Genomic DNA, 12649 nt, shown 5'->3' with positions numbered 1-12649 from the left:
GACGGAACGGGGTGCGGGGCGGGCTGGAACGCCGGGGAACAAAGGGGTTCCGGAACAATCTTCCTGTCAACGCTAGAACTTTAATCGATGAATTCTGTAGTGTCATCGACAGATGATGGAGCACCGACTGTAGACCGACGAAGGTGGTTGTTGATGGAAGCGCTCCTGCAAACGCTGGCCGTGGTGGCCACCATGGCCAACGCCGTGGTGTACGGCACCGACATCTTCTCCGCCCTCGTGCAGCGGCCCGCCATGGCCCACGTCGACGACCGGGTCCTCACCAACACCATGGGCCAGATCCACCGCTTCGGGGACCAGCGGATGCCGGTGCCCGGTGTCTTCGGCCTCGTCGCGACCGTCGGCACGGCGGTCGTCGCCGGCGTCGACGGCAAGGCCGTGCCGGCCGTCGCGGCGGGCATCGCGGCCCTGGCCCTGGTGGTCTGGCTGGCCGTCTACAACAAGATCAGCGCCCCGGTGAACAAGGAGCTGACCGACGCCGCCCTGGACTGCCGCACCGCTCCCGACGCCCGCGGCCTGCAACGCACCTGGGACAGCGTCATCAACGCCCGGGTCGCCCTCCAGGCCGTCGCCCTGGGCGGCATGTGCGTGGCCCTCATGGGCGTCTGAACACCCGCCGCTCGTAAGGGAGGGGGCCCACCGGTCACCGGTGGGCCCCCTCCCGTACGCCCTGCCCTACTGGAGCGCGATGTTGCCGAGGACCGACTCGTCGGAGTCCTGGTCCAGGACCGCGTCGAGGGCGGGCTCGGTCTCGGTGATCTGGGTCTGCTGGCTCTTGGCGGCCACGGGAGGGCTCCTTCGTCCTGGACGACACCTGCGGGAACACCTGTGCGGAAGCACACGGCGCATTCCCTATCGAGATTCCCCGGCCCCCAGGTGACCGTCAACCCGCCTTTCCGGGAATCGAGCACCGCTCAAGAAATGCACCTGCCATTTCCCCCGACGACCCTTTACAGGAATGATCCACGAACCCGTCTCGTACGTTTCTGGCGCGGCCCTCATGCATTCCTCAAGCGGTTCTCCAGCGACTCACGGGAGTCTTTCGATGGCCCGGTATGTGTCCGGGCCGCGTCCTGCCCCGTTTCCCGTCCGCTGCCAGGGGGTCGACCGATGAGGCTCAGCGTGTGCTCCCCGTACGGGCCCGGGAACGACGACCCGGAGGCCAGATCCGACGAGGACATCGGCTGGCCCCGGCGCTGACCGGGGACGGCCGAAGGCCGCCGGAAGATCCCGGCGGCCTTCGGTCCCGCGGTCGTTCAGGCGTACGCGGGTGTCTTACGGGTCACCAGATGCAGTTCGCCGTCGAGGTCCAGGTAGCCCCGGTCCCCCGTGGCGAGCCAGCCGTCGGGGTGCCCGGACGGCACCTGCGGCCCGCGTATCTCCACCTCGCCGTCGGTCCACACCGGCGCCGGCACCCCGCTCACCGGGTCGACGACCCGGCACTCGGTGCCGGGCAGCGGCGCCCCCGCCGCCCCGCGCTCCGGCAGCGAACCGGGGGCCTGGGCGTGCGAGAGGGCGGCGAGGCCGCCGACCCCGTAGCCCTGGAGGACCGGCACCCCCAGGGTGTCCCGCAGCCTGCGGGCGATCCCGGGTTCCAGCGCGGTGCCGTCCGAGAACAGGGCGCGCAGCCGGCCCGCGGGGGGCAGCGCGCCGTGATCGGCGAAGCGTTCGTCGTCGGTCAGCCGGGCCAGCCTGGCCGGGAAGCCGTAGTAGTGGGTGGCGCCCAGGCTCCGGCTGACGGTCATGCCCGCGCACGGGTCCGGGTCGGCGACCAGGACCTGTTCGGCCCCGGCGTGCACGGCCGCCGCCAGCAGGGAGGGGTGGTACGCCTGCATGTGGTTGACCACAAGGCTGTCGGCGTCGAGCCGATGGGCGATGGCGGTCTGGGCGGCGTTGGCCAGCAGATTGCGGTGGCTCAGGCGCAACTCCCGTACGCCCGCCGTGGCGTGCGCGACGCGCTGGACGCAGGCGACCGCGCCGGCGTCGGTGAAGGCGGACGGCAGCACGGGCCCGGTGCCGGCGTCCAGCAGCACCTTCAGCGGGACGCTCCCACCCCCGCCCGGCCCGTCCGTGGCGACCACGGTGTGCGGGCACCCGGGCTCCCCGGCCAGCCGCTCGGCCGCCGGGGCGGGCAGGAACGCGAACCCGGCCCCGGCCCGCGCGCACAGGTCGCGCAGGGCCCCGGGGCCCGCCGCCGGGTCGGCCAGGGCGAGCACCAGGCCGCTGCGCACCGCGCCGAAGTACACGGCGGGAAAGACCGCGTCCAGGGTGCAGGCGGCGACCACGGCCCCGTCGGACCGGCGCGCGGTGCGCCGGATGCCGTGGGCGATCCGGTCCGCCTCACGGTCCAGCGCGGCAAAGGTCAGGGTGCCGGCCGGGGTGGTGACGGCCGGGCGGTCCCCGTACCGCTCCGCGGCCCGGCGCAGGAGGCCGTCCAGCGGACGGTCCAGGTGTCTGAGCACGGCCACGGTGACCTCCTGGCGCCGGGAACGGGGTGGGAACGCGACCCCACTCTCCGCTCCGGCACTCGAAGGGTCTTCGAGACGGAGTGGACGTCACGCGGCGAACAGATCGAACGTCGACGTGTGCCGCGGGCCCGCCAGTACGTCGAGCTGCGGGTCCACCGCCAGCATGGCCTGGTGCAGCCGCTGGAGCTGCGGAGAGGGCTCCACGCCCAGCTCCTCGATGAGCCGCATCCGCAGCCGCCGGTAGGCCTCCAGCGCCGACGCCTGCCGCCCCGAGCGGTACAGGGCCACCATCAGCTGCGAGTGCAGGCCCTCGTGCTGCGGGTGACGGGCCGTCAGCTCGGTCATCTCCGCGATGAGTTCCGCGTGCCGGCCGAGCCGCAGCTCGGAGTCCACGCGCCGCTCGATCGTCATCAGCCGGCTCTCCTGGAGCCTGCGGACCTCGATGTCGAGGATCGGGCCGATCCGCACGTCCACGAGCGCCCCGCCCTGCCACAGGTCCAGCGCCGCCTTGAACCGGGCCGCCGAGACAGCGTTGTCCCCGGTCTCGAAGGCCGCCTGCCCCTCACGGACCAGACGCTCGTAATCGTGCACATCGACCGACTCCTCGGGGATCTGCAGCAGATACCCGCCGTGCCGGGTGGCGAGGATGTCCTTGGCGCGGCCGGGGGCGTCGGTCCCCATCGCCGTGCCCAGCCGTCTGCGCAGCTGAAGGATGTACGTCTGCAGGGTGGTCAGCGCGCTCTGCGGCGGCGCCGTCGACCAGATCTCCTCCATCAGGGTCGGCACGGGCATGACGCGCCCCGGGTAGAGGGCGAGCAGCGCCAGAATCTGCCGCGGTTTCCCCGCGGACGGAACGATGGATCCCCCGTCGACCTCGGCACTCAACGGACCCAGAACCTGAATCCTCACGGTCTCCTCCGTACTCGTCGAGTTCCTTGTCTCGCTTTCCTTCCGGTGGCCTGAATTCTGCCTCCGCTGCAGGCAAACTAGCGGGATTCTCGAACATTCAGTAAATTCCTCAAGCGCCTCTCTAGCGAATTCCGGGGCCTGCGGCGCGCATTCGCCCGGCGCTGTTCCGGATCACGATGCACATGCAAAAAGAGGGCTGCGCGGTATGTTTGTCGCGCGGGAGGAACCGCTGTTCGTACGCGGTGTTCAGGCGGCCCGGCCGGCCGGCACGGGCGCGCCCACGGGGGGCGGCAGTGCGAACTGCTGAGGGGCCGACCTGCTCCACGGGAAGCCGAGGTTGAGGTGGACGGCCGCCTCCCCCTCCGCCGCGGGCACGGCCACCGCGACCAGCACCCCCGGCACCGGCTCCAGTTCGGCGAACCGCCAGGGGCGGGCCTCGTCGTCGGCCGGCGGGGTGAAGGCGAGCACCCCGCGCTCGTCGTCCAGCGTGAACTCGAAGCTGTCGAAGGGGATGCCGAGGCCCAGCCCGCGTGCCTTGGAGTACGCCTCCTTGAGCGTCCAGATCCGCAGCGCCCGCCGGTCGCGTTCGCGACCGGGACCCGGTTCCTCCGCCCAGGCGCGCTCCGGCGCGGAGACGGCGTTGAGGATCGTGGCGACGGCCTGCTGGTCGCGGTCGTCGACCCGTTCGACGTCCACGCCGATCCGGGCCTGGCGCACGATGCCGAGCAGGTTGTAGCCGCCGGCGTGGGAGAGGTTGAAGTCCAGCACCCCGCTCTCCTGCGAGAGCCGGTCGGTGGCGGGCCGCAGGAAGGGCCGGCCGCGCGCCGAGCGCCAGATGACGAGTTCGGCCTCCGCGTGACCCGCCTCCAGCGACAGGGCCCGCCGGACGAGGGTGTGCGCGACCAGGTACTGGAGCCGGTCGCGTTCGAAGAGGAACTTGTTCGCGGTCCGCTGCTCCTTGGCGTCCAGCCAGTGCCCGGCGAGCAGCCTGGCCGTCTCGGGGTCCAGCCCGTCGTTGGGGCACAGCCACAGCGTCACGGGCGCGGACTCCGGCTCCCGCTCCTCGCCCGGTCCGGCCGCGAGGGCCTTGAGGTCAGCCGGCACGGCGTGCCTCCCGCGTGTCCGGCAGCGGGGCGCTCGTGGGCAGTTCGAGTACGGGGGCGGGCGGCCCGGTCCGGTCGCCTGCCGGCGCATCCGCGCCCGCCAGCCACAGACGCGTCAGCTGCTCGAACCGCCGCCCGCGCCACAGGGCCGCGACGTAGTCGCGGGTCTCGGGCAGCCCGTCCGCCAGCAGCGGTTCGCCCGCCTCGCGCAGGTCCGCGTGGCGCACCGGCCGGGGGCCCGACGCCGTGTCACCCCGCGCGAACGCGGCCAGCGCCCCGGCCAGTTCCGCCGTGTCGTGCACCACGACGGCCAGCCGGCAGGCGTGGACGGCGCGCCCGGTCCGCAGCTCCCGCGCCACCGCGCCGGGCCCGGGTGCCTGTTCGAACGACGTGAGCCAGTCCGCGAGGCGCACGGCGGTGGCGGCCAGGTGCCGGGGCGTGGGGGCGGAGAGCAGCACCAGGTGCGGCCCGTCCTCCTCGGCCGGTTCCGGCGGGGCCGGCGGCGGCTCCCGCAGCGCGACGGCGGCGTACGGCGCGTCGTCCTCGTACACCCCGGCCAGGGCGGTGCGCGGTCCCACGGGCCAGGGCCCGGGGCGCTCGCGTCCGGGTCCGGGGAGCAGGACACCGTGGCGCAGCTGGAGGACGGCGCGGACGAGGGCGACCGCTCCCGTGCCTTCCTCCTCGAGTCCGGGGACGGTGGCCGGGACCCGTTGCCGCAGCCGTTCACGCAGGGCGGCGGAGGTGCCGCGTCCGGGGTGCCCGGCGGCGCTCGCGGTGAGGACGGCGTGCACCCGGTCCCCGGCGGCGCGCGCGGCGGCCGACGGTTTGAGGAGCAGGACGGCCACGCCCTCGCGCTCGTTCCCGCCGGCGACCAGGGCCGCCGCGCACTCCCCGGTGCGCAGGGCGCCGAGCGCCTGGTGGACGGCGGTGAGGAAGGAGGAGCCGCCGGTGTCGGTGTTGCGGCTGGGGCCGTGCAGGTCCAGCACGCGGGACAGGAGCGCCGAGGTGTGCGGGCGGGCGGTGGCCGTGAAGACGCCGACCGCGCGGTGCTCGCCGTCCGGCCCGGTCAGCGCGTCGAGCCGGGCCCCGGCGTATCCGGCGCCCTCCAGCGCCTGGTGGGCGCGGTGCAGCAGCAGCCGTTCCTCGGGGTGGAGCGCGTCGGCCTGTTCGCGGCCGATGCGCAGGAGCGCGGGGTCGAAGGCAGCGGTGTCCCCGGTTCCTGCGGGCGCCGCGCCCAGCGCCGCCTCCCAGAAGCCGGCCGTGCCGGCGGCGGCCCCGGGAAAGGCACAGTCGACGGCGACGACGGCGAACCCCTCGGCGGGGGGCGGCGGCTCCACAGGCGCAGGGGCCTGCGAAGGTACGGGCGCGGTGGGGGCCCGCGAGGGCGCGGGCGCGGCGGATGCCTGCCCGTTCCCCGTGAGCAGTGCCAGCACCTGCTGCCGGTCCAGCGCGCCGCTCTTGAAGCGCGTCAGGATTTCCCTGTTGTCCATGGGCTCAACGCGTCCTTCGCCTCAGGCGGTTCGGGTGTCGAGCAGTCCGGCCGCCTGGTCGATGCCGATCAGGCCGTCGCGGACCGCGTCGAGCAGGGCCTCGATCTCGGCCGTGGAGCGGGGCGCGGTGAAGGCCGCCGGGGCGGGGGCGCCGGTGCCGCCGGTGGCGGCGCGCTCCACGTACCCCGTCAGGGAGCCGAGGTCCTGGTACGTGTAGAAGAGGGCGGACTGTTCCTTGAGGCCCCAGGTCCGGTTGATGCCCTCGACGAACTGCGCGGCCAGGATGGAGTCGAGGCCGAGCACGGTGAACGGGGCGGTGGCGTCGATCGCGTCGGGCCCGCAGCCCAGGATGGCGGCGAGCTGCCTGCGCAGGGCATCGGCGACGGCGCCGGTGCCGGGCGGGGCCACCTGTACGACGGGGCGCGGCTCCTCGGGCACGACGGCCGTCGCCCCCTCGGTGCCGAGCAGGCCGGCCACATGGGCGGCCAGGGCCTGCGGCGTCGGGTACCGGTACAGGGCGTCCGCCGGCACGGCGGTCCCGTAGCGGGCGTTCACCATCGCGAGGAACTGGGCGTTCAGCAGCGAGTCCATGCCCAGCGCCGCGAAGGTCTGCCCGGGGTCGACGGCGTGCGCCTCGACGTGCGAGAAGCCCGCGAGGATCGCGGTGACCTCGGCGAGCACATCGGCGACGGGTGTCTGCGGGAGGTGGTGCGTGGGCAGCCGGTGCGCGGCAGTCATGGTGGGCTTCTCCAAGTGTCGTGTCTCGGGTGGCCGTCTGCGCATTGTGCTGTCGGGGTCCGCGCCGCCGCATCGCCGTACGGGGTGAACCGGCTCCCGTCGCCTCGCTCCCGCGAGGGAGCGGGGCGACGGGCCCCGGGTCAGCCCGCGGCCAGCAGGGAGACCCCCGGCAGTTCGGCGGCCGCGGCCTGCACCGAGTGCTGGAGCCGCTGGAGGCGGGGCGAGGGTTCGAGCCCCTGGTCGCGCAGGAGCGTGGTGCGCAGCCGCGCGTACGCCTGGAGGGCCTCGCCGCGCCGGCCGGAGCGGGCGAGGGCCACCATGAACTGGGCGTGGAGGTTCTCGTGGGCGGGGTGACGGCTGGTCAGGACGGTCAGTTCGGCGAGCAGTTCGCGGTGGCGGCCCAGGTGCAGATCGGCCTCGATGCGCTGGTCGAGCGCGCACAGCCGGCTCTCCTCCAGGCGCCGGACCTCGGTGCGCAGGAGCGGGCCGTGCTGGACGTCGGCGAGCGCGGTGCCGCTCCACAGCGCCAGTGCCTCACCGAGGCGGCCGGCCGCCTCGGTGAAGGACTCGGCGTCCATGGCCCGGTACCCCTCCCCCACCAGTCGCTCGAACCTGCGTACGTCGCTGTCGGCGCCGGAGACGAGCAGGTAACCGCCCGGCAGGGTCATCAGGACGTCCTTGGCGTCGCCCTGCCCGTCGAGGGCCCGGCCGATGCACTCGCGCAGTTGCAGCACATAGGTCTGCAGCGTCGTACGGGCGCTGCGGGGCGGGCTGTCGCCCCACAGCTCCTCGATCAGATCGGTGACCGGTACGACGCGGTCGGCGTTGAGCGCCAGCAAGGCCAGGACCTGCCGCGGCTTCGGTGCGGTGGGGGTGATGGACACCCCGTTCTCCCGCACGGCAAGCGCTCCGAGTACGTCGATGTCCAACGCCGTCTCCCTCACGTCCTCGGGTCCGTGCCCCGGCCCGACATCAAAACAGCACAAGCGGTCTGCCAAGAGCGTACCGGTCGTGCTGTTTTCTGTCAGCGCATCGAGATCACCGAACAGATCACATGAGGGAGACAGCAGGGGCGGGCACGGACTACTGCGGCGGGTTGCCGTGCTTCCGGGACGGCAGGTCGGCGTGCTTGGCGTGCAGCATCGCCAGCGACCTGACGAGCACCGACCGGGTCTCCGCCGGGTCGATGACGTCGTCGACGAGCCCGCGCTCGGCCGCGTAGTAGGGGTGCATCAGCTCGGTCTTGTACTCCTTGACCATGCGGGCGCGCATGGCCTCGGGGTCCTCGGCCTCCGCGATCTGGCGGCGGAAGATGACGTTGGCGGCGCCCTCGGCGCCCATGACCGCGATCTCGTTGGTGGGCCAGGCGTACGTCAGGTCCGCGCCGATCGACTGCGAGTCCATGACGATGTACGCGCCGCCGTACGCCTTGCGCAGGATCAGCGAGATGCGCGGCACCGTCGCGTTGCAGTACGCGTACAGCAGCTTCGCCCCGTGCCGGATGATCCCGCCGTGCTCCTGGTCGACACCGGGCAGGAAGCCGGGGACGTCGAGCAGGGTCACGATCGGGATGTTGAAGGCGTCGCACAGCTGGACGAAGCGGGCGGCCTTCTCGGACGCCTCGATGTCCAGCACCCCGGCGAGCGACTGCGGCTGGTTGGCGACGATGCCGACGACCTCACCGCCCACCCGGGCCAGGGCGCAGATGATGTTGCGCGCCCAGTGCTCGTGGACCTCCAGGTACTCGCCGTCGTCGACCAGTTCCTCGATGACCTTGGCCATGTCGTACGGGCGGTTGCCGTCCACCGGGACCAGGTCGAGCAGGGTGTCCGAGCGGCGGTCGACCGGGTCGGCGGTCGGGACCTTGGGCGGGTTCTCGCGGTTGTTCTGCGGGAGCATGGAGAGCAGGTAGCGGACCTCGGCGATGCAGGTCTCCTCGTCGTCGTACGCGAAGTGCGCCACGCCTGAAGTACCCGCGTGGACGTCGGCGCCGCCCAGACCGTTCTGCGTGATCTCCTCGCCCGTGACCGCCTTGACGACGTCGGGTCCGGTAATGAACATCTGCGAGGTCTCACGGACCATGAACACGAAGTCGGTGAGGGCGGGGCTGTAGGCCGCGCCGCCCGCGCACGGGCCGAGCATCACGCTGATCTGCGGGATGACCCCGGAGGCACGGGTGTTGCGCTGGAAGATCCCGCCGTAGCCGGCGAGCGCAGAAACACCCTCCTGGATACGGGCGCCGGCGCCGTCGTTCAGGGACACCAGCGGCGCACCGGCCGAGATGGCCATGTCCATGATCTTGTGGATCTTCGTCGCGTGCGCCTCACCCAGCGCCCCGCCGAAGATCCGGAAGTCGTGCGCGTACACGAAGACCGTCCGGCCCTCCACTGTGCCCCAGCCCGTGATCACACCGTCCGTGTACGGCTTCTTCGCCTCCAGACCGAAACCCGTCGCCCGGTGCCGGCGCAGCTGCTCCACTTCACTGAACGAACCCGGATCGAAGAGCAGTTCTATGCGCTCCCGGGCCGTCAGCTTGCCCTTCGCGTGCTGCGCCTCGGTCGCCTTGGGGTTCGGTCCCCGCTCCGCCTCCGCACGGATCTCGTGCAGCTCCGCCACCCGGCCGCGGATGTCGGCCGGTTCGAGCTGGTCGGTCGCGGGGGCGATGGTGGTCATCGACATGTCGTCAGATCCCTTCCTGGGACGCGGGTCGCCGCGTCATTGCCAGCTGCGCGGAGCTCGGTAGGCAGGCTGTCGGCTCCACCGCTTGAAGCCGCCGGCCGGGTCGCTCTCCGGCTGCTCCCCGGCGTCCGCCCGCAGCGCGAGCAGCACCACCGTGAGCGCGGCCAGCTCCTCCTCGGTGGCCCGTCCGCGCTCGATGCGCAGCGCGGGCTCTGCCAGGCCCGAATCACCCATGCCCCACCTCCAGCGTTTCCGCCACCGTCGGACACGGCGCTAAAGAACCGCTCCTGCTCCGCTGGAGAAACGCTCAGCAGCAGCTCAAAGGCTCTTGGCACGCACGGATTCGAGCCCGGTGGCGAGCGCCCTGGCGCAGTCCGGGCCGCTGCCGACCCCGGTCATGACGACGGCCGAGACCGTGTTCTCGTCGGCCGCGCCCGCGAGTTCGTACGCGGCGGTGCCGCCCGGCCCCGCCCCGCACAGCACGAGCCGCCGCTCGCACTCCAGCAGCCGCAGCAGCACGGAGGCGGGCGGTTCCCCGGGCCCCGTCATCCGCAGGCCCACGATCCGTTCCGGGCCCGGGTGGTCCCGTACCAGCGCCTCGTACGCGCCCGGGGGAACGCCGGGGGTCCGTACCAGCACGATGGTGTCCGCCGCGGGATCACCGGCGCGCAGCACCGACACGTCGGGCCCCTCCGGTTCGGGCGGGCGGGGCAGTACGCGGGGCACCTCGAAGCCCTGGAGCAGTTCGAGGACGTTGCCCACCGTGGACTGCGGATCGCGGTGGTCGGGCAGCGAGCGCAGCAGCCGCACGCAGTGCGAGAGCAGCGCAGAGGCGTCCACGTCGCCCAGACACCGCCGGTCGTACATGGCGGTCAGGGACAGCCCGCCGTCCGCGTCGTGCCGGGCCGCGAGCGCGAGCGGCAGCCCGGGGTGGGCACTGATGCTGCGCGGGGCGTCGACCTCGATGCCCTGGCCGCGCAGGTCCGCGAGCAGCGCCTCGGGCAGCTCCAGCCGGCTGTCGAACACGATGTTGGTCGCGAAGAGTTCGGTGTCCGGATCACGGCCGCTCCACACCCGCACCCGGTCCGCCGGCACCCACGCGTGCACGGACAGGTCGAGCGCGGCGTCCCGCGTCTGCTCCAGGAGCCCGGTGAGCGGTTCGGCGGGGTCCACGGTCACCGTCATCGGCAGCGGGTTGCCCAGCAGCCCCGGAATGCCACCGGCGCCCTCCATCGGCACGTCCCGCCCCGACAGGTGCACGCCGAACCCGACCGGGGCGGGCCCGGTCGCGCCCACCGCCCGGTAGAGCAGCAGAGCCCACACGGCGTGCAGGGCGCTGGACTCCCCCGCCCCGCGCATCGCCGCCCAGGTCCGCAGCCGGGCCGTCTGCGGGGGCCGCAGCCGCCGCTGGACCCGCCCCACACCGGTGTGCCCGGTCGGGGCACCCCCGGTCAGACCGGGGCGGACGATCGCCTCCGGCGGCGGGGCGGCCGTGGACCAGTAGTCGCGTGCGGCCCCGGTGTGCTGGCGGGCCAGCCACAGGGCGTGGTCGCGCACATCGGGGCGCCGGTCGCCGCCGGGCAGGACGCCGCCGCGCGCGTACGCCCGGTAGAACTCGCGCAGCAGCAGATGGACGCCGCGCTCGTCGAGCAGCGCCCGGTGGTACGTCAGCAGGACGCGGGTCGGGCCGCGTTCGCCGCCGGGTCCCGGCCGGCCGTCGAGCAGGGTCACCCGCAGCAGGCCCGGCCGGTGCGGGGCGAAGCTGCGCAGCCGGTCGCGCTCGACGAGGTCGCTCCAGGAGACGGCGGTGTGTTCGAGGTGGGCGATCTCGATCTCTGCCCACTCGTGCAGCACCAGCCGGGGCAGGTGCGTCCAGTCGAACGAGGCGCGCAGCACGGTCTCGCGGTCGGCGACGGACAGCCAGGCGTCGGCGAGCCGGGCGGTGTCGAGGGGGCCCGCCCAGTTCCAGGCGAGCTGCCCGACGTGCCCGTCCGCCGGATCGCGGACCGCCGCCCGGATCAGGTCGCGCTGGTGCCCGGCGGCGGTGACCGTGTCACGCGCCCCGGCCGCCAGCGCCAGCACGTCGGCGAGGACCGCGGCCCCCGGGCGGGCCGGGGGGCCGTGCGCCTGGGCGATACGCAGGGTGTGCCGCCCGGCCCCGGGGTCGTCGGCGGTGACCGTCCAGGCGCGGTGGCGCTGGGTCACCCGGGCCGCCACCGACTCGGCCCGGCCGGGGTCGAGCGGGCCGCACAGCTCCAGCTCGAAGGGCAGGCCGGAGGCGGCGGGCACCGGCTGGTGGACCACCGCGAGCACGAGGTCCGCCGGGCCTTCGGTCATCGGGCACCCGGACTTTCCGGCCCCGGCCCTGGTGTGTCCGTGAGCGGCGGGGCGACGAGGTCCGGGGTGCCCGGACCGGCGGGCGGTGCGGGGTGCCAGTCCGGGGCGCCGGGGTCGGGCAGCGGGGTCCCGGCGGCCGGCGGGGTGCGGCGGTGCGCGACGCTCGCCAGGTACCGGCCCTGCACGACGTGCGTCGCCAGGTCCCATCCGGCGGGCTCGTCACCGGCGGGCACCGTACGCCCCCGCTCGTCCCGGCCGAACGCGATCGAGCTGAAGCGGCGGCGAAGACCGTGCCCGAGCGCCTTGGTGTACGCCTCCTTCAGGGTCCACAGGTTGAGCAGGCGCAGCGCCCGTTCCGCCTCGGGCAGCACGGCGAGCGCGTCGCCCTCCTCGGGGGTGCACACGTGGTCGCGCAGCAGCTCGAAGGAGACGGGGCGGGAGAGGGGTTCGATGTCCACGCCGACCGGGCCCGTGGCGCTGACGCCGACGAGGATCAGGTCGTCGGTGTGGGCGAGGCTCACGTCCAGCTCCTCTCCCAGGCCGCGTAACCGGGGCCGCCCGCCGGGGCTGTGGGCCAGGTCCAGGGAGCGCGGCGGGACCTGGAGCACGGCCGCCGCGGTGTACCGCATGACCATCCGCGAGACCGCGAACCGGAAGCGGCCCGCCGGCGTCGGGGTGTGCAGGTAGCGCTGCCGTTCCCGGCCCAGCACGAGCCGCAGTTCCGGGTCGAGGAGGGCAGCGGTCAGCCACTCGCCCCATGTGGTGTGCACCAGGACGGGCCGCCCGCTCTCCAGCACCTCGCGCACCGGTTCCCAGGGCCCGTCGGGACCCGCCACATGGAGCGGCGCCGGCAGCGGATCCGGGGCCGCGTCCACGGCCTGTACCGCGTCGTCACGGTTCACGGCCC

The 12649-nt window shown here is 73.7% G+C and carries 11 protein-coding genes; 1 reads left to right on the top strand and 10 read right to left on the bottom strand.

From position 1 onward, the window contains the following. Positions 1-153: 153 nt before the first annotated feature. Positions 154-627 (top strand): DUF1772 domain-containing protein, encoded by a 474-nt coding sequence (locus EAO73_RS10635; RefSeq protein WP_147971135.1) that lies wholly within the window; start codon positions 154-156, stop codon positions 625-627. Between the two features lie 647 nt (positions 628-1274). On the opposite strand, the gene EAO73_RS10630 is transcribed toward EAO73_RS10635, so the two are convergent. The 10 genes from EAO73_RS10630 to EAO73_RS10585 all read right to left on the bottom strand — a co-directional run bounded on the left by EAO73_RS10630 (position 1275) and on the right by EAO73_RS10585 (position 12644). Then, on the bottom strand, positions 1275-2486 hold the full coding sequence (locus EAO73_RS10630) for an AMP-binding protein (RefSeq protein WP_147971134.1): 1212 nt from the start codon (positions 2484-2486) through the stop codon (positions 1275-1277). 87 nt (positions 2487-2573) lie between these two features. Then, positions 2574-3395, bottom strand: coding sequence for an AfsR/SARP family transcriptional regulator (locus EAO73_RS10625; RefSeq protein WP_147971133.1), 822 nt, complete (start codon positions 3393-3395; stop codon positions 2574-2576). 246 nt (positions 3396-3641) lie between these two features. Next, positions 3642-4499: a 4'-phosphopantetheinyl transferase family protein gene (locus tag EAO73_RS10620; protein ID WP_147971132.1), complete on the bottom strand. Its 858-nt coding sequence runs from the start codon at positions 4497-4499 to the stop codon at positions 3642-3644. After that, positions 4489-5988, bottom strand: a complete 1500-nt coding sequence (locus EAO73_RS10615; protein ID WP_147971131.1) for a beta-ketoacyl synthase N-terminal-like domain-containing protein — start codon at positions 5986-5988, stop codon at positions 4489-4491. The genes EAO73_RS10620 and EAO73_RS10615 overlap by 11 nt, the downstream gene beginning before the upstream one ends. Positions 5989-6009: 21 nt before the next feature. After that, complete coding sequence (locus EAO73_RS10610) at positions 6010-6726, bottom strand: acyl carrier protein (protein ID WP_147971130.1); 717 nt, start codon at positions 6724-6726, stop codon at positions 6010-6012. A 140-nt stretch (positions 6727-6866) separates the two neighbouring features. After that, positions 6867-7655: an AfsR/SARP family transcriptional regulator gene (locus EAO73_RS10605; protein ID WP_147971129.1), complete on the bottom strand. Its 789-nt coding sequence runs from the start codon at positions 7653-7655 to the stop codon at positions 6867-6869. Positions 7656-7809: 154 nt separating this feature from the next. Then, positions 7810-9405 carry an acyl-CoA carboxylase subunit beta gene (locus EAO73_RS10600; RefSeq protein WP_147971128.1) on the bottom strand — a complete coding sequence of 532 codons (1596 nt, stop codon included), beginning with the start codon at positions 9403-9405 and terminating at the stop codon, positions 7810-7812. A 36-nt stretch (positions 9406-9441) separates the two neighbouring features. After that, on the bottom strand, positions 9442-9639 hold the full coding sequence (locus EAO73_RS10595) for an acyl-CoA carboxylase subunit epsilon (RefSeq protein WP_147971127.1): 198 nt from the start codon (positions 9637-9639) through the stop codon (positions 9442-9444). 84 nt (positions 9640-9723) lie between these two features. Then, on the bottom strand, positions 9724-11742 hold the full coding sequence (locus EAO73_RS10590; RefSeq protein WP_147971126.1) for a condensation domain-containing protein: 2019 nt from the start codon (positions 11740-11742) through the stop codon (positions 9724-9726). Further along, a complete protein-coding gene (locus tag EAO73_RS10585) occupies positions 11739-12644 on the bottom strand; it encodes a 4'-phosphopantetheinyl transferase family protein (protein WP_147971125.1) in 906 nt (301 codons plus the stop codon). Before EAO73_RS10585 ends, EAO73_RS10590 begins: the two co-directional genes overlap by 4 nt. Positions 12645-12649: the final 5 nt, after the last annotated feature.

Origin of the sequence: Streptomyces sp. col6 (assembly GCF_008042035.1) — a bacterium.
Classification (GTDB): Bacteria; Actinomycetota; Actinomycetes; order Streptomycetales; family Streptomycetaceae; genus Streptomyces.
The sequence above is the reverse complement of the archived record's forward strand: the minus strand, read 5'-3'. Positions and strand labels throughout refer to the sequence as shown.

Coding starts and splice junctions, on each gene's coding strand:
- EAO73_RS10635 (WP_147971135.1), top strand. CDS start 154: ATGGAAGCGCTCCTGCAAACGCTGGCCGTGGTGGCCACCATGGCCAAC.
- EAO73_RS10615 (WP_147971131.1), bottom strand. CDS start 5,988: ATGGACAACAGGGAAATCCTGACGCGCTTCAAGAGCGGCGCGCTGGAC.
- EAO73_RS10610 (WP_147971130.1), bottom strand. CDS start 6,726: ATGACTGCCGCGCACCGGCTGCCCACGCACCACCTCCCGCAGACACCC.
- EAO73_RS10600 (WP_147971128.1), bottom strand. CDS start 9,405: ATGTCGATGACCACCATCGCCCCCGCGACCGACCAGCTCGAACCGGCC.
- EAO73_RS10595 (WP_147971127.1), bottom strand. CDS start 9,639: ATGGGTGATTCGGGCCTGGCAGAGCCCGCGCTGCGCATCGAGCGCGGA.
- EAO73_RS10590 (WP_147971126.1), bottom strand. CDS start 11,742: ATGACCGAAGGCCCGGCGGACCTCGTGCTCGCGGTGGTCCACCAGCCG.